At 62.8% G+C, this 15,736-nt stretch carries 17 protein-coding genes; 15 read left to right on the top strand and 2 right to left on the bottom strand.

Going from position 1 to position 15,736, the window contains the following annotated elements; translation table 11 throughout:
- Positions 1–3: 3 nt before the first annotated feature.
- The gene (locus J1C56_RS00130) at positions 4–474 is read right to left on the bottom strand and encodes an RDD family protein (protein ID WP_214385011.1); all 471 of its coding nucleotides are present in this window, start codon (positions 472–474) and stop codon (positions 4–6) included.
- A 116-nt stretch (positions 475–590) separates the two neighbouring features.
- Positions 591–1,622 carry a porphobilinogen synthase gene (hemB, locus tag J1C56_RS00135; protein ID WP_214385012.1) on the bottom strand — a complete coding sequence of 344 codons (1,032 nt, stop codon included), beginning with the start codon at positions 1,620–1,622 and terminating at the stop codon, positions 591–593.
- A gap of 144 nt (positions 1,623–1,766) precedes the next feature.
- Between hemB and J1C56_RS00140 the strand changes: the two genes are divergently transcribed.
- From J1C56_RS00140 to J1C56_RS00210, 15 genes are all read left to right on the top strand, one after another.
- The gene (locus tag J1C56_RS00140) at positions 1,767–2,804 is read left to right on the top strand and encodes an enoyl-CoA hydratase/isomerase family protein (protein WP_214385013.1); all 1,038 of its coding nucleotides are present in this window, start codon (positions 1,767–1,769) and stop codon (positions 2,802–2,804) included.
- Positions 2,805–2,830: 26 nt separating this feature from the next.
- Positions 2,831–3,223: a DUF6163 family protein gene (locus J1C56_RS00145; protein WP_214386588.1), complete on the top strand. Its 393-nt coding sequence runs from the start codon at positions 2,831–2,833 to the stop codon at positions 3,221–3,223.
- A 215-nt stretch (positions 3,224–3,438) separates the two neighbouring features.
- Positions 3,439–3,954: a transcriptional regulator LdtR gene (ldtR, locus tag J1C56_RS00150; RefSeq protein ID WP_109576855.1), complete on the top strand. Its 516-nt coding sequence runs from the start codon at positions 3,439–3,441 to the stop codon at positions 3,952–3,954.
- A gap of 413 nt (positions 3,955–4,367) precedes the next feature.
- Positions 4,368–5,621, top strand: coding sequence for a L,D-transpeptidase family protein (locus J1C56_RS00155; protein WP_214385014.1), 1,254 nt, complete (start codon positions 4,368–4,370; stop codon positions 5,619–5,621).
- Positions 5,622–5,801: 180 nt separating this feature from the next.
- Entirely contained in the window at positions 5,802–7,103 is a 1,302-nt protein-coding gene (gene glyA / locus J1C56_RS00160; RefSeq protein WP_214385015.1) for a serine hydroxymethyltransferase, read from the top strand.
- A 126-nt stretch (positions 7,104–7,229) separates the two neighbouring features.
- Positions 7,230–7,694 carry a transcriptional regulator NrdR gene (gene nrdR, locus J1C56_RS00165; protein ID WP_214385016.1) on the top strand — a complete coding sequence of 155 codons (465 nt, stop codon included), beginning with the start codon at positions 7,230–7,232 and terminating at the stop codon, positions 7,692–7,694.
- A gap of 3 nt (positions 7,695–7,697) precedes the next feature.
- Positions 7,698–8,822, top strand: a complete 1,125-nt coding sequence (ribD, locus tag J1C56_RS00170; protein WP_214385017.1) for a bifunctional diaminohydroxyphosphoribosylaminopyrimidine deaminase/5-amino-6-(5-phosphoribosylamino)uracil reductase RibD — start codon at positions 7,698–7,700, stop codon at positions 8,820–8,822.
- Positions 8,822–9,439 (top strand): riboflavin synthase, encoded by a 618-nt coding sequence (locus J1C56_RS00175; protein WP_214385018.1) that lies wholly within the window; start codon positions 8,822–8,824, stop codon positions 9,437–9,439. Before ribD ends, J1C56_RS00175 begins: the two co-directional genes overlap by 1 nt.
- Positions 9,440–9,555: 116 nt before the next feature.
- Positions 9,556–10,020, top strand: coding sequence for a 6,7-dimethyl-8-ribityllumazine synthase (locus J1C56_RS00180; protein WP_214385019.1), 465 nt, complete (start codon positions 9,556–9,558; stop codon positions 10,018–10,020).
- On the top strand, positions 10,017–10,517 hold the full coding sequence (gene nusB, locus J1C56_RS00185; protein ID WP_214385020.1) for a transcription antitermination factor NusB: 501 nt from the start codon (positions 10,017–10,019) through the stop codon (positions 10,515–10,517). Before J1C56_RS00180 ends, nusB begins: the two co-directional genes overlap by 4 nt.
- Positions 10,514–11,716: an MFS transporter gene (locus tag J1C56_RS00190; protein ID WP_214385021.1), complete on the top strand. Its 1,203-nt coding sequence runs from the start codon at positions 10,514–10,516 to the stop codon at positions 11,714–11,716. The genes nusB and J1C56_RS00190 overlap by 4 nt, the downstream gene beginning before the upstream one ends.
- 154 nt (positions 11,717–11,870) lie before the next feature.
- Positions 11,871–12,782, top strand: a complete 912-nt coding sequence (osmF, locus tag J1C56_RS00195; protein WP_214385022.1) for a glycine betaine ABC transporter substrate-binding protein OsmF — start codon at positions 11,871–11,873, stop codon at positions 12,780–12,782.
- Between the two features lie 58 nt (positions 12,783–12,840).
- Entirely contained in the window at positions 12,841–14,010 is a 1,170-nt protein-coding gene (locus J1C56_RS00200) for an ABC transporter permease (RefSeq protein WP_214385023.1), read from the top strand.
- Positions 14,007–14,945 carry an ABC transporter ATP-binding protein gene (locus tag J1C56_RS00205; protein ID WP_214385024.1) on the top strand — a complete coding sequence of 313 codons (939 nt, stop codon included), beginning with the start codon at positions 14,007–14,009 and terminating at the stop codon, positions 14,943–14,945. Before J1C56_RS00200 ends, J1C56_RS00205 begins: the two co-directional genes overlap by 4 nt.
- Entirely contained in the window at positions 14,942–15,691 is a 750-nt protein-coding gene (locus J1C56_RS00210) for an ABC transporter permease (RefSeq protein WP_214385025.1), read from the top strand. Before J1C56_RS00205 ends, J1C56_RS00210 begins: the two co-directional genes overlap by 4 nt.
- Positions 15,692–15,736: the final 45 nt, after the last annotated feature.

Raw genomic sequence — 15,736 nt, forward strand, 5'->3', positions numbered from 1 at the left:
ATTTTAGCTGTCGCTGCGGCTGACCACGGTGCCGAGCAGCAGGTCATGCAGCGTGCGCTTGCGGTCTGAAAACAGGCTAACCAGGAGGACAAGCGGCGTCAGCACGACGTTGCCGGCCCAGAACAGGACGGAGTGAACCACCGCCAGGAGGCCATCGATCGGCCTGCCGTCGAGCCGGTCGAGCCGGATGCCCATCATGCGCATGCCGGTCGTTGCCTGGTTTGGTCCGCCCAGCGTCATCCAGATGTAGAGCAGTGCAACCGCTGGAAACAGGACGCCGAACAGCATCCAGCCGAGGCCGAGGGTCAGGATGCCGAGAAACAAGATGACGATGGCGAAGGGGATCATCAGAAGACCGACGATCAGATAGTCGATCAGGAACGCCAGGATGCGGCGGGTGCGTACGCCGTCATAGGCGCGGCTGTCGTCGAGCCTGCTGTTGATGATTTCGCCGTCCAGAACGCGTGCGGTCATAGCTTCCTCTATTGGCGGACGAGATTGCCCGCGCAGCAAAACAAATGGGAATTGCAGCGCCGGATTCAAGAATCCCGGCGCTAGCTGTGACAAATCCTGTCGGGTCAGGCCCAGCCTCAGCCCTTCAGCATCTCAGCCACTTCGGGCGCGAAGTAGGTCAGGATGCCGTCGCAGCCGGCCCGTTTGAAGGCGAGCAGGCTTTCCAGCATCGCCTTTTCGCCATCAATCCAGCCATTGGCGCCGGCTGCCTTGATCATCGAGTATTCGCCCGACACCTGGTAGGCGAAGGTCGGCACGCGGAACTCGTCCTTGAGCCGGCGGATGATGTCGAGATAAGGCAGGCCGGGCTTGACCATCAGCATGTCCGCGCCCTCGGCGAGGTCCTGCTCGGCCTCGCGCACTGCCTCGTCTGAATTGGCGTGGTCGATGTAGTAGGTCTTCTTGTCGCCCTTGAGCAGACCCTGCGTACCGATGGCTTCGCGGTAGGGGCCATAGAAGGCGGAAGCGAACTTGGTCGCGTAAGACATGATCGCTACGTCGTGGAAGCCGTTGTCGTCGAGCGCGTCGCGGATAGCGCCGATGCGGCCGTCCATCATGTCGGAAGGCGCAATGATGTCGGAGCCGGCCGCGGCCTGCAGCACGGCTGCGGCTGCGACCTGGGCTACCGTTTCGTCATTGACGATGATGCCGTCGCGCAAAATGCCGTCATGGCCGTGGCTGGTGAACGGGTCGAGCGCGACGTCTGTGATGATGCCTATCTCTGGAACTGCCGCCTTGATGGCGCGGGTTGCACGGTTGATGATGTTGTCGGGCTCGAGGATATGCGCGCCCGTCTGGTCGCGCAGGCCCATCTCGACATTGGGGAAGGTGGCGAGTGCCGGAATGCCGAGCTTTGCCGCCCGTTCCGCTTCCTTGACTGCGAGATCGACCGACATGCGGAACACGCCGGGCATCGCCGGGATGGCTTCCTTGCGGTTCTCACCGTCGATGATGAAAATCGGCCAGATCAGGTCGTCCACCGTCAGGCGGTTTTCCTGGACGAGGCGGCGCGACCAGTCGGCCTTGCGCATGCGGCGCAGGCGGCGGCTGCCGGTGATCTCGTCGACGCTGCGTGCGCCTGCTGGCTTGGCTGGGGTGAACTTGTTCATCGGCATTCTCCGGCAATTGTGCAGTTTTTAGCATGCCGGTTTGCCCAAGACCAAGATGCAGGATGGGACCTGCGGCATTGACGCACCCATGCGCTCCACATTAGCTCTGCACACTCAGCCTGAATGCGAGGGATTCCAGTGGACATGGACTTTGGCGGCGACGACGAAATCCGCTTCGAGCGCTCCGGAGCCGCAGGCATCGTCACCCTGACGCGGCCGCAGGCGCTGAACGCGCTGACCCACAAGATGGTCCTGGCACTGTCCAGAGCACTCACCGCATGGCAGGTTGACCCCAACGTCGCAATTGTCGTCGTCAAGGCCGAGGGCAGGGCATTTTGTGCCGGCGGCGATATCCTGCAGGTCTATCACGCCGGCCTCGCCGGAAATGCTCCGGTCGACTTTTTCGCCGATGAATACCGCCTCAATACCCAGATCCAGCGCTATCCCAAGCCATACATCTCGCTCATCGATGGCATCGTCATGGGCGGTGGCGTCGGCATCTCCTTTCATGGTTCGCACCGGGTGATGACCGAGAATGCGCAATTCGCCATGCCGGAAGTCGGCATCGGCTTCTTCCCCGACGTTGGCGGCAGCCATTTGCTGCCCGACCTCGGCGGCCATTTTGGCATGTATCTGGCGCTGACCGGCAACCGGATCCGTTATGGCGACGCGTTGTGGTCGGGCCTTGCGACACACACGATTTCTGCTGACGGCCAGATCGGGCTGCTGGAGCGCCTGTGCGAAACCGGCGAGCCGGAGGCGATGCTGCGCAACTTCTTCCGCCCGGCCAAGCGCGAGACCGAGCGCGAAACGCTTGAGGCGATCGCCAGGCATTTCTCCGCGCCGACGCTGTCTGACATCATTGCCAGCCTGGAAACGGATTCGAGCGAGTTCGCCCAGAAGACGCTTGCGACCATCCTGCAGCGTTCGCCCACGAGCTTGTCGGTCGCGTTCCGGCAGGTGAGGGCGGGCCTGACCATGTCAATGGAAGACTGCATGCGGATGGAATTCCGCATCCTCAACCGCATGCTGGCCGGCCGCGACTTCTATGAAGGCATCCGCGCCGTGCTCATTGACAAGGGTTCGGTGCCGCAATGGCGGCCGGCCCGACTTGAGGATGTCGATCCCCTCGACATTGATCGCTATTTCGAAACGCTCGGCGACAGGGAACTCGCCCTGTGATCGACAGCGCAAGCCGCCTGCGCGAGATGCACCCCTCGGCGATAGAGAACGCCTTCGCCTTGTTCCTGCGCGTGGTGGCTGCCTACTGCTTGCTGTTCGGCATCCTCTACTGGGTTCGTCTCATCGGTCTCTATGACGGCTCGCTCTGGCGCTTCGACCTGATGCCGATCCATTGGCAGGTCGCGGCGGTGACGCTTTCGGTGTTCTTCCCCTTTGCCGCCATCGGCCTGTGGATGTTGTCATCCTGGGGGCCGGTCATCTGGTTCATTTGCGCCGTAACCGAAATCGTCATGTATGCCGGCTTCCCCGAACTGTTCGGAAGCCGGCCGCTGATCATTGTCTCCCACATCGTGGTGGCATTGATCTACGCGGCCTTCCGCATTGTCCTGCACCTGAAAAGGCGCCGCGCCGCGCACTAGCCAACGCTTTCAGCGCGTTGGCGGCCATCCCGTAAAATACAAGGTTAATTATTCTTACTCGGAAGGGGGTTCATTAACCCTCTTTCGAAACCAGTGGTCGGTAAGCCCTTGTTAAGCCTGACGTTTAAGTCGAATTTTATGGGTATTCGATAAGTTCGCGATCAAGGTGACATCAAACAAAAAAGTCACCAGGCGAAAACAGAGAGGCAAAGACAATGATCAATTCGCGTCAGGTGGCCAAGCCCGCCATGGTTTCCGAGGACCGTAACGAAGCGATCCGCTCGCTTTACATGGAATCTCTGCAGCTTGTTGAAAGACTTCATCGCCGTCTTCTTGACGTTATCAAGGATGAGTTCGATCGCAACGGCCGCAGCGACATCAATGCGATCCAGGCTCTGCTGCTCTTCAACATCGGCAATGCAGAACTGACCGCCGGCGAATTGCGCTCACGCGGCTACTATCTCGGCTCGAACGTCTCCTACAACCTCAAGAAGTTGGTCGAGCTCGGTTTCATCAATCACCAGCGCTCGCGCATCGACCGTCGCTCGGTCCGCGTCAGCCTGACGCCCAAGGGCCAGGATGTGGCCGAGGTGGTTGCTGGCCTCTACGATCGCCATGTCGGCTCGATCGAGCATGTCGGCGGCATCAACACCGACGAGTTCAAGCAGATGAACCGCGCCCTGCAGCGTCTCGACCGCTTCTGGAACGACACCATCGCCTACCGGATGTAAGTGTGCAGGGAAGGGGAATAGGGCAGTAAGGCAGCAGGGCAATGGGTCAACATGCCCCCCGGTGGCACGCTTCATTCTGACTGCCCTTCTGCCTTACTGCCCTATTCCCATCCTTCCAAAGGAACGACCCCCAGTCGCAGAGCCGGTTGCAGAAATGCACCGGCTCTTCCTTTTTTAGCTCAGCGGCAAGCGATAGAAGGCGGCCCAGCCATGTTGCCGCCATATTCAAATGACTATCGGGAAGCTGTGATGTGCCAGATCTGCCTGTTCGGCCGTCAGCAACCCGTGCGATGAAGTCGCGTCTCGCGCCTTGGTGATGCCGGGTTATGGTTGGCTAATTGTTAAGTATGGCCGTCATATCGTCGCGGGAGATTTCCTGCCGGTTGTGTTGCGCGAATATGTCTGGAACGTCCATGAAAACGAACCGCCGTTTCTTTCTCACCGGTGCCGGCGCGATCGCCATGGCAGCCTTGTCGGGCGCAGCCAGCGCTCAGGACGTGATCGGCGAAGTTCTCGGCTCGTCGCGCCGCGGCAACTGGGATGACCAGTTCGATGCCCGCGTCAGCCAGGGCGCCAAGGTTGCCAGCACGCTTCCGGTGTTCACCCAGCAGACCGCCGCCTTCACCCAGCAGGCGATTGCCCAGTACCAGAACATCGTCGCCCAGGGCGGCTGGCCGATCGTTCCGGCCACGAAGAAGCTCAGGCTTGGCGTCGAGGATCCCGATGTCCAGGCCCTGCGTAAGCGTCTGATGGTTTCAGGCGACCTGTCGCCACGCGCAGGCCTTTCCGATTCGTTCGATACCTACGTCGATGCCGCCTTGAAGCGCTTCCAGGCACGCCACGGCCTGCCGGACGACGGCGTGATGGGCCAGTACACCTACGCGGCGATGAACATTTCCGCCCAGATCCGCCTTGGCCAGCTCGAGACCAACCTCGGCCGCATCCAGGCCCAGGCCGGCACGCTCGGCCAGCGCTATGTCAACGTCAACATTCCGGCTGCCCAGGTCGAAGCGGTCGAGAACGACCGCGTCGTGCTGCGCCATACTGCGATCGTCGGCAAGGTCGACCGCCAGTCGCCGATCGTCAATTCGAAGATCAACGAGATCGTCGTCAACCCGTACTGGAACGCACCGGTGTCGATCGTCCGCAAGGACATCATCCCGCTGATGCGCAAGAATCCGAACTATCTGACCGACAACAAGATCCGCCTGTTCGCGCCTGATGGCAGCGAGGTCGATCCGATGAATGTCGACTGGTCGACGGAAGAGGCGGCGAAGTACCGCTTCCGCCAGGACCCTGGCGCCAACAACGCCATGGCTTCGGTCAAGATCAATTTCCCGAGCCCGGATGGCGTCTACATGCACGACACGCCGCAGCAGAGCCTGTTCGGCAAGCTGATGCGCTTCGACTCCTCGGGCTGCGTCCGCGTCCAGAACGTGCGCGACCTCGTCACATGGATCCTGCGCGACACGCCGGGCTGGAGCCGCTCGCATTTCGAGCAGACCATCAAGTCGGGCGAGAACACGCCGATCCCGGTCACCAATCCGGTGCCGGTCTATTTCACCTATGTCTCGGCATGGTCGACCGGCGATGGCGTCGTCCAGTTCCGCGATGACATCTATGGCCTCGACGGCGTCGACGAACTGCAGATCACTTCGGCGCTCTGAACGAGCTACCGCGACTTGCAAAAAGGCCGTCCTTTTGGGGCGGCCTTTTTCGTTGCAGCCGGCTTTTGGCGCAAAGCGACCACGAAATTTCGCGCGGCAAACGTGGCGACGCTGGGGCAAGTGTGTTAATGGCGCCCCGGACCTCCCCGATGCCCCTCCGGACTGTAAGGATCTTCAGCTATGGCCGCTTCGAAACAACTCGAATCCTTCTTTGGAACCCCGCTTTCGGAGGCCGATCCCGAAATCTTCGGCTCGATCCGCAATGAACTTGGCCGCCAGCGCCATGAGATCGAGCTGATCGCCTCGGAAAACATCGTGTCCCGCGCCGTTCTCGAGGCGCAGGGCTCGATCATGACCAACAAGTACGCCGAGGGTTATCCGGGCAAGCGCTATTACGGCGGCTGCCAGTTCGTCGACGTTGCCGAGGAACTCGCCATCGAGCGTGCGAAGAAGCTGTTTGACTGCAAGTTCGCCAACGTCCAGCCGAACTCGGGCAGCCAGATGAACCAGGCTGTGTTCCTGGCGCTGCTGCAGCCGGGCGACACCTTCATGGGCCTCGACCTGAATTCGGGCGGTCACCTGACCCACGGTTCGCCGGTCAACATGTCCGGCAAGTGGTTCAAGGTCGTCTCTTATGGCGTGCGCAAGGACGACAACCTGCTGGATATGGACGAGGTTGCGCGCCTTGCCCGCGAGAACAAGCCGAAGCTGATCCTCGCCGGCGGCACTGCCTATTCCCGCATCTGGGACTGGAAGCGTTTCCGCGAGATCGCCGATGAAGTCGGCGCCTATCTGATGGTCGACATGGCCCATATCGCTGGCCTGGTTGCCGGCGGCGTGCACCCGTCGCCGCTGCCGCATGCCCATGTCGTTACCACCACCACCCACAAGTCGCTGCGCGGCCCGCGCGGCGGCATGATCCTGACCAATGACGAGGACATCGCCAAGAAGATGAACTCGGCCGTGTTCCCCGGCCTGCAGGGCGGCCCGCTGATGCATGTCATCGCCGCCAAGGCCGTTGCCTTCGGCGAGGCGCTGAAGCCCGAGTTCAAGACCTACGCGGCAAATGTCGTCGCCAACGCCAAGGCGCTGGCCGCGAGCCTCAAGGACACCGGCCTCGACATCGTTTCGGGCGGCACCGACAACCATTTGATGCTGGTCGACCTGCGTCCCAAGAACGCCACCGGCAAGCGCGCCGAGGCAGCTCTGGGCCGCGCCAACATCACCTGCAACAAGAACGGCATTCCGTTTGATCCGGAAAAGCCCTTCGTCACCTCGGGCGTCCGCCTCGGCACGCCGGCGGGCACCACCCGCGGCTTCGGCGAGGCCGAGTTCCGCGAGATCGGCCAGCTGATCACCGAAGTGCTCGACGGCTTGAAGGTCGCCAATTCGGATGAAGGTAACGCCGCCGTAGAGGCAGCGGTCAAGCAGAAGGTCGTCAGCCTCACTGAACGCTTCCCGCTCTATCCTTATCTCGGCTAAGTCGAGGCCATAAAGAGCCTTCACAATTGGAAGCCCCGTGCCGGACACCCCGGCATGGGGCTTCTGCTTTCCGGGATGATGCATTAAGCCTTTCCCGGTCGAGGATTCGAATGACAAGGCTGAACGATGCGTTGCCCCTATTGCCAGTCTGAAGACACGCAAGTGAAGGACTCCCGTCCCGCCGAGGATGGTGCCGCGATCCGCAGGCGTCGCATCTGCCCGGTTTGCGGCGGCCGCTTCACCACCTTCGAGCGAGTGCAGTTGCGCGACCTCGTCGTGCTCAAGAAGACTGGCCGCAAGGTGCCGTTCGACCGTGACAAGCTTGCCCGGTCGGTCGAGATCGCCGTGCGCAAGCGCAATGTCGACCCCGAACGCATCGAGCGCGCCGTAACCGGCATCGTCCGCCAGCTCGAAAGCTCCGGAGAAACCGAGGTTCCTTCCGGCGAAATCGGCCGTCTCGTGATGGAGGCGCTGAAGACTCTCGACGACGTCGCTTATGTGCGCTTCGCCTCGGTCTATCGCAATTTCCGTGAGGCCAAGGATTTCCATGACGTGCTGGGGGAACTCAAGGGCGACGAGGACGCCGGTTGAACGATGGCCAGCAGCAGTGCATCCGAGCAGGACGGGATTGATCGCCGCTACATGGCAGCTGCACTCAGGCTGTCGCGCAAGCATCTCGGACTGACCTCTACCAATCCGGCAGTGGGCACGCTCATCGTCCGCGACGACGGCAATGGACCTGTCATCGTCGGCCGCGGCGTCACCGCCATTGGCGGGCGGCCGCATGCGGAGGCAGAAGCGCTTGCGGAGGCGGGGGAACTGGCGCGCGGTGCCACCGCCTATGTCACGCTCGAACCTTGCGCCCATCACGGCCGCACCCCGCCTTGCGCCAATGCTCTGGTCACCGCCGGCATAACGCGCGTTGTCGGAGCAGCCAGCGATCCGGATCCGCGTGTTTCCGGCAAGGGCTACGCGATCCTTCGCGGTGCCGGCATCGAGGTCAAGGAGGGCGTGCTTGCCCGCGAGGCCGCCGATCAGCTCGCCGGCTACATGAATCGCTCGATGAGAAAGCGCCCGGAAGTGATTCTGAAACTTGCGCTTTCCGCCGACGGCATGATCGGCCGCCGCGGCGAGGGGCAGATCGGCATCACCGGCGAGATCGCCCGCCGCCAGGTCCATGTCATGCGCGCCGAATGCGATGCCATCCTGATCGGCATCGGCACCGCCATCGCCGACGATCCTGAATTGACTGTACGCTTGCCCGGGCTCCGGACGCGTTCGCCGGCGCGTATCGTACTCGACAGGCTCGCTCGCTTGCCGGCGACCTCGAAGCTTGCGCGCTCGGCTGGTGACGTGCCGATGCTGGTCGCCGCCTGTTCGGAGGGCCACGCCGCCAAAAGGGCGGAGTTGGAGCGTGCCGGCGTGAAATTCCTGGCCACCGAGACCTACGATGGCCGCGTGGCACTTCCCGAGTTGCTCGAGGATCTGGGCAACCAGGGCATGTCGCGCATCATCGTCGAAGGCGGCGCCGACACGGCTCGTGCCTTCCTCGACGAGGGGCTGGTCGACCGCATCGCACTGTTCTACGGCCCCGAGGCCATCGGCGCCGACGGTATTGCAGCCCCCATTGGCCGCGACCATATACCTGCAGGGTTCGAACTGGTGCGCGAAGCGCGCTTCGGTGAGGACAGCTTTGCTGAGTGGATAAGGGAAATCTGATGTTTACCGGGATCGTTACCGACGTGGCCACAGTCGCGTCTGCAACACAGCTCGACCAGGGCGTGCGCCTGCGCATCGAGACCGCCTACGACCCCAAGACCATCGATGTCGGTGCCTCGATTTCCTGTTCCGGCGTCTGCCTGACTGTGGTCACGCTACCGGAAGCAACATCCAACGCGCGCTGGTTCGAGGTCGAGGCCTGGGAAGAGGCACTGCGCCTCACCACGGCGAGCGGCTGGAAGGCTGGGCAGAAGATCAACCTGGAGCGCGCACTCAAGATCGGTGATGAGCTCGGCGGCCACATCGTTTCCGGCCATGTCGACGGCATGGCCGAGATCGTCGCGCGCGAGGACGAGGGCGAGGCGGTACGCTTCCGCCTCGAGGCACCGCGCGAACTGGCCAGGTTCATCGCGCCCAAGGGCTCGGTTGCACTCGATGGTACGTCGCTGACCGTCAACAAGGTCGAAGGTACGCGCTTCGACGTGCTGCTGATCCATCATTCGCTGCAGGTGACGACCTGGGGCGAGCGCAAGGTCGGCGACCGGGTCAATCTCGAGATTGATACCATGGCGCGTTATGCGGCGCGCCTTGCCGAAGCGGCCAGGGAAGGGCTCTGAGGCGAGGCACCAACCGCCGGTCGTTTGGACAGCGGTTTCCTGCCACAGTGCTTAACACTTCGCTTGCGAACTCACCCGGTTCGGCCTAAGTCAGCCGCTCCTGCCGGAGATTTTACATGGCCAACGACAAGAAACTGAAGCTCCTCATCGTCGAGGCGCGCTTCTACGACGACCTTTCGGACGCGCTGCTGGACGGCGCCAAGGCTGCCCTGGACGCGGCCGGCGCATCCTATGATGTGGTGACAGTCCCCGGTGCGCTCGAAATCCCGGCCGTGATCTCGTTTGCGCTCGATGCAGCCGACGACGAGGGCACCGAATATGACGGTTACGTCGCGCTCGGCACCGTCATCCGCGGCGAGACCTATCACTTCGATATCGTCGCCAATGAATCCTGCCGCGCGCTGATGGATCTGTCGGTCGCGGAATCGATCGCGGTAGGCAATGGCATCCTGACCGTCGAAAACGACGATCAGGCTTGGGCCCGCGCCCGCCGCAGCGAAGGCGACAAGGGTGGCTTTGCCGCGCGTGCAGCCCTTACTATGATTGCCATACGCGAAAAACTTGGAGCAGCACGCTCGTGACGCCTCCTGAAGACAACGGCCAGCCGCCCGTCCGCCATGCCAACAAGCGCGGCGCCGCCCGTCTGGCCGCCGTCCAGGCGCTCTACCAGATGGACGTGGCCGGCAGCGGCCTGCTCGAAATCACCGCTGAGTACGAGGCGTTTCGCCTTGGCAAGGAAGTCGACGGCGCGCTCTACCGCGAGGCCGACGCCCAGTGGTTTCGGGCCATTCTTGCCGGCGTCGTAGAGAACCAGAAGTTTGTCGATCCCGTCATCCGCGAGGCTTTGACCGAAGACTGGCCGCTGTCGCGGCTCGATTCGACGCTGCGCGCCATCCTGCGTGCCGGCGTCTATGAGCTGATGAAGCGCCAGGATGTTCCCGTGGCGGTGATCGTTTCGGAATATGTCGACATCGCCAAGGCTTTTTATGCCGACGACGAGCCCAAGCTCGTCAACGCAGTACTCGACCGTGTCTCCCGCAAGCTGCGCGGCGAAGGTAAGGGCAAGGACGCACTATGACCGGTGGCGAACGCGAAGCGCGGCGAACAGCTTATATTCTCGCCGCATCGCAAGCCATTATCGGTTCCGCTGCCCCGATAGCCCTGTCCATCGGCGGGCTCGCCGGGTTCTATCTGCTCGATACCGACAAGTCGCTGGCGACAGCACCTGTCACCGGTTTCAGCGTCGGCATGGCGCTCGGCGCGCTGCCTGCGGCTGCGATCATTCGCGGCCTCGGCCAGCGTGGCGGCTTCATGTTCGGAACGGCCGTCACCGCGGCCGGTGGCGCGATCGCGACGCTTGCCCTGTTCCGCTCCGAGTTCTGGCTGTTTGCCTTCGGCCTGCTGGTCATCGGCGTCGGCAACGCGTTCGTGCAGCAGTTCCGCTTTGCCGCCGCCGACAATGCGCCGCCTGAATTCAAGGCGAATGCCATTTCCTTTGTGCTTGCCGGTGGCATCATCACCGCCATCCTGGGGCCACAGATCGTCATCTTCACCCGCGAACTGTTCGCCCCCATCATGTTCGCCGGCTCCTTTGCCTCGATCATCGGGCTTTCGGCCGTCGGCGCCGTGATCCTCGCTTTTCTGCGCGTCAAGGCAAGCGCCGGTGCCGTTGCAGCCGTCGACCAGGCCGACGCGCGTCCGCTGATGGAGATCGTCAGCCAGCCGCGTTTCGCCGCAGCGTTGATCTGCGGTGTCGGCACCTACACGCTGATGAGCTTTGTCATGACCGGAGCGCCGCTGGCCATGGTGGGCTGTGGCTTCTCGCCCGACGAAGCCACGCTCGGCATTTCCTGGCATGTCATGGCGATGTTCGGCCCGAGCTTTTTCACGGGCCGGCTGATCCAGCGCTTCGGTGCGGAACGCATCGTGGCTCTTGGCCTGTTGCTGTTGATCTGCTGCGCCGTCGTTGCTCTTTCGGGCATAGAGTTGTGGCAATTCTGGACAGCGTTGATCCTGCTTGGCCTTGGCTGGAATTTCGGCTTCATCGGCTCGACCGCGATTGTCGCCGACACCTATCGCCCGTCGGAAAAAGGCAAGGTCCAGGGCTTCCATGACTTCGTCCTGTTCGGTGCTGTCGCCTTCGCCTCGCTGATGTCCGGTGCGGTCTACAACGCCTATGGCTGGGAAATGCTCAACTGGATCGTCTTCCCGGTCTGCGCGGTCAGCCTGGGGGCGCTTGCGACTCTGTCACTGACACGCCGGCGCCAAACCATCTGACAGGAGGATGTCGGCAATCACGGCTGCCGATTTCTTCGAACTACAAAAAAATATTGCGCATGCCGGGCGCATTGTGAAACCGTATGCCCCGACGGAAGCTGGCCGCCATGCTCATATGCGGCACCGAATTCCGGAAACGAGAAGGGGCTTCACTATGCGTCAAACCAGAACAATCGCCGCAGCGATCATTGCGCTCGGCCTCGCCACCGGCGCCGCAAGCGCGCAAGTGGTGGTGTCTTCCAAGATCGACACCGAAGGTGGCGTGCTCGGCAACATCATCAAGGCCGTGCTCGATGCCAACAACATCGCCACGACAGACCGCATGCAGCTTGGTGCGACGCCCGTCGTGCGCAAGGCGATTACCGCCGGCGAGATCGACATCTATCCCGAATACACCGGCAACGCCGGCTTCTTCTTCGAAAAGGCCGATGATCCGCTCTGGAAGGACGCCGCCAAGGGGTTCGAGACCGCCAAGAAGCTCGACTACGACGCCAACAAGATCGTCTGGCTGTCGCCGTCGCCGGCCAACAACACCTGGGCGATCGCGCTGCGCAAGGATGTGGCCGAGACCAACAAGCTCGCCACGCTGAGCGATTTCGGCAAATACGTTGCCGGCGGTGGCACTGTCGTGCTGGCCGCGTCGTCCGAATTCGTCAACTCGGCTGCTGCCCTTCCTGCCTTCCAGACGACCTACGGTTTCACTCTCAAGCCCGAGCAGCTGATTACGCTTTCGGGCGGTGACACCGCTGCCACCATTGGCGCTGCCGCCAACCAGACCAACGGCGCCAATGCCGCCATGGTCTACGGCACCGACGGCGGTATCGCCCCGTCTGGCCTGGTCGTTCTCAGCGACGACAAGGGCGTGCAGCCGGTCTATCAGCCGGCGCCGATCATTCGCGAAGCCGTGCTCAAGCAGCACCCGGAGATCGAGACCCTGCTCAAGCCGGTGTTCGAAAAGCTCGATCTCGTCACGCTGCAGGAGCTCAACGGCCGCGTTCAGGTCGGCGGCGAGCCGGCCAAGGCCGTTGCCGAAGATTTCCTGAAGAAGAACGGCTTTCTGAAGTAAGCTTCGCAGGCGCGCCTCGTCAGGGGCGCGCCGACGGAACCGGGGACGCGTCGCAGTCGTGAGCATCAGGTTCGACAAGCTGGGCGTGGTGATCGCCGCGATCACCGCCTATGGCGCCTTCGTGGCGCCATTCGCCACTTTTCGCGCCAATCGCATCGTTGCCGGTGAGCCACGTTCGATACTTGAGGCCTTGCCGCAGCCACTGGGGCTGGTTCTTCTCGCCGTTCTACTTGCCGCGGGTCTCGTTGCCCTGTTCAAGACGCCGCTGGTTGTACGACTTGGTGCCAGCGTCGTGGCGCTTCTTTCGCTGGCACTGCTCATCGGTGTTGCCGGTAGCCATCTGACCCCAGAAGGCAACACCTTCGCCCGTGTATCGCCGGCCTCCGGCTTCTGGGTTTTGATCTTTGCCTTCACCCTGCTGCTTGCCGATGTCCTGACCCGGCTGCAGTTGTCGCCGGTTGGGCGTGTCGTCGCGCTCGGCACAGCTGCGGCAGCGATCTGGCTGCTGCTCGCTTCCGGTGCCTGGGACAGTCTGTCGATCCTCAAGGAATACGCCAACCGCGCCGACAGTTTCTGGAACGAGGCGAGGCGCCATGTCGAACTCGCGCTCGGCTCGCTGGTTGCTGCGGTTCTTGTCGGCCTGCCGCTCGGTATCCTTTGTCACCGAGTCGAGGCGCTGCGGGCAGGGGTGCTCAATGTGCTCAACATCATCCAGACGATCCCCTCCATCGCGCTATTCGGCATCATGATCGCGCCGCTCGGCTGGGTCGCGGCCAACATTCCCGGTGCCTCTGCGCTTGGCATTCGTGGCATTGGCGCCGCACCGGCCTTTGTCGCGCTGTTTCTCTATTCCCTGCTGCCGGTGGTCGCCAACACTGTCGTCGGCCTTGCCGGCGTGCCGCGCGCAGCCAACGACGCGGCACGCGGCATGGGCATGACCGGGTGGCAGCGGCTCAAAAATGTCGAATTCCCGCTTGCGTTTCCGGTCATCCTCACCGGAATCCGCATCGTTCTGGTCCAGAACATCGGCCTTGCGACTATTGCCGCGCTGATCGGCGGCGGCGGCTTCGGCGTCTTTGTCTTCCAAGGTGTCGGCCAGACGGCAATGGACCTCGTCCTGCTCGGCGCGGTCCCAACTGTGGCGCTGGCCTTTGCCGCAGCCATCATCCTCGACGCGGTGGTCGAATACATCGCGACCCGCAAATCCACTGAAGTGGCCGCTGCATGATCGAAATCGAACACATCACCAAGCGTTACGGCGAAACGACAGTTGTCGACGACGTATCCATGGTCATCGAGCCACGCACGGTCACCGTGATCGTCGGCACCTCCGGTTCTGGCAAGACGACGCTGTTGCGCATGATCAACCGCCTGGTCGAGCCGACTTCCGGCACGATCAAGCTCGACGGCACGGACAACCGCTCGGTGCCCGGCCACGAGCTTCGCCGCAGCATCGGCTACGCCATCCAGGGCAATGGCCTGTTTCCGCACCGCACGGTGGCGCAGAACATCGCCACCGTTCCTTCGCTGCTCGGCTGGGATGCCGCGCGCATCAAGGCTCGTGTCGACGAGTTGTTGTCACTGCTCCAGCTCGACCCTGCCGCCTTCGGCCCACGCTATCCGCACGAATTGTCGGGCGGCCAGCAGCAGCGCGTCGGCGTCGCCCGGGCTCTCGCCGCCGAGCCCAACGTGCTGTTGATGGACGAGCCCTTCGGTGCGCTCGACCCGATCATCCGCACCAAGGCGCAGGAAGACCTGTTGGCGATCCAGAAACGGTTCGGCACGACCATCATCCTCGTCACCCATGACATGGAGGAGGCGGTTCATCTCGGTCATCGTATCGCGGTGATGGATGCCGGCCGGCTCGTCCAATACGCTACGCCGGCCGAAATCCTGGCCAGGCCTGCCAACGATTTCGTCGAAACGTTGATCGGCACGAGCGACCGTCCGTTCAAGCTTTTGTCGCTTGGCGCGGTCGGTGATGCGGTCGAGCCTGGTCAGGCGTCGGGCGAGGGAATCCGTGCCGGCGCGAGCCAACGCGACGCGCTGGCCGAACTGTTGTGGTCGGGACGGGCAGCGATGCCGGTGACGTCCGAGGACGGTGCAGCCCTTGGCCGCGTGACCGTCGAAGGCCTCCTGAAGCGCGCCGCGAGGCCTCAATGAAGGCCTGGATTCCGCTCCTGCTGCGTCTGTGTTTGCTGGCGTTGCTGATCGCGTTCCTGACCAATCCGCTGTGGTTCGAGCCGCTGCTCAAGCCACTGACGCAGAATGGCGCCCCGGCGATCTACAACCAGGGCAGCCTGATGTCGCTGGCGATCCAGCATCTGCGCACTGTGGCGATCGCCACCGCTGCTGCGATCGTGGTTGCGGTTGCGCTCGCCATCCTGGTAACCCGGCCCGTAGGCGTCGAATTCCTGCCCTTGTCACGCAGCCTGGTGAACATTGGCCAGACGTTTCCGCCGGTCGCGGTGCTGGCGCTGGCCGTTCCCGCCGTCGGCTTTGGCGAGAAGCCGACGCTGATCGCACTGTTCCTCTACGGCCTGCTACCGATCTTTGAGAACACCCTGACGGGCCTCACCACCACTCCGGCCAACATCGTCGAGGCCGCACGTGGTGCCGGCATGACCGGCTGGCAGCGCCTGCTCAAGGTCGAACTGCCACTCAGCGTGCCGGTCATACTCGCCGGCATCAGGCTCTCGGTTGTCATCAGCCTGGCCACCGCAACAATCGGTTCGACGGTTGCCGCCAAGACCCTCGGCGAGGTCATCATTGCAGGACTGCAATCCAACAACCTGGCCTTCGTCCTGCAGGGCGGCCTGATCGTCGCGGCCCTTGCCGTGCTGATCTACGACGCGCTATCGGCATTGGAGCGCATGGCGGCGAAGCGCATGGGGCAGGTGGCAGCCTAGAATCCGCCGCAATCGGGTTTGTTGCCGCGAGTAAAGGATGGAGAC

This window comes from Aminobacter anthyllidis, assembly GCF_018555685.1.
Classification (GTDB): domain Bacteria; phylum Pseudomonadota; class Alphaproteobacteria; order Rhizobiales; family Rhizobiaceae; genus Aminobacter; species Aminobacter anthyllidis.

Coding starts and splice junctions, on each gene's coding strand:
- J1C56_RS00130 (WP_214385011.1), bottom strand. CDS start 474: ATGACCGCACGCGTTCTGGACGGCGAAATCATCAACAGCAGGCTCGAC.
- hemB (WP_214385012.1), bottom strand. CDS start 1,622: ATGAACAAGTTCACCCCAGCCAAGCCAGCAGGCGCACGCAGCGTCGAC.
- J1C56_RS00140 (WP_214385013.1), top strand. CDS start 1,767: ATGGACTTTGGCGGCGACGACGAAATCCGCTTCGAGCGCTCCGGAGCC.
- J1C56_RS00145 (WP_214386588.1), top strand. CDS start 2,831: ATGCACCCCTCGGCGATAGAGAACGCCTTCGCCTTGTTCCTGCGCGTG.
- ldtR (WP_109576855.1), top strand. CDS start 3,439: ATGATCAATTCGCGTCAGGTGGCCAAGCCCGCCATGGTTTCCGAGGAC.
- J1C56_RS00155 (WP_214385014.1), top strand. CDS start 4,368: ATGAAAACGAACCGCCGTTTCTTTCTCACCGGTGCCGGCGCGATCGCC.
- glyA (WP_214385015.1), top strand. CDS start 5,802: ATGGCCGCTTCGAAACAACTCGAATCCTTCTTTGGAACCCCGCTTTCG.
- nrdR (WP_214385016.1), top strand. CDS start 7,230: ATGCGTTGCCCCTATTGCCAGTCTGAAGACACGCAAGTGAAGGACTCC.
- ribD (WP_214385017.1), top strand. CDS start 7,698: ATGGCCAGCAGCAGTGCATCCGAGCAGGACGGGATTGATCGCCGCTAC.
- J1C56_RS00175 (WP_214385018.1), top strand. CDS start 8,822: ATGTTTACCGGGATCGTTACCGACGTGGCCACAGTCGCGTCTGCAACA.
- J1C56_RS00180 (WP_214385019.1), top strand. CDS start 9,556: ATGGCCAACGACAAGAAACTGAAGCTCCTCATCGTCGAGGCGCGCTTC.
- J1C56_RS00190 (WP_214385021.1), top strand. CDS start 10,514: ATGACCGGTGGCGAACGCGAAGCGCGGCGAACAGCTTATATTCTCGCC.
- osmF (WP_214385022.1), top strand. CDS start 11,871: ATGCGTCAAACCAGAACAATCGCCGCAGCGATCATTGCGCTCGGCCTC.
- J1C56_RS00205 (WP_214385024.1), top strand. CDS start 14,007: ATGATCGAAATCGAACACATCACCAAGCGTTACGGCGAAACGACAGTT.
- J1C56_RS00210 (WP_214385025.1), top strand. CDS start 14,942: ATGAAGGCCTGGATTCCGCTCCTGCTGCGTCTGTGTTTGCTGGCGTTG.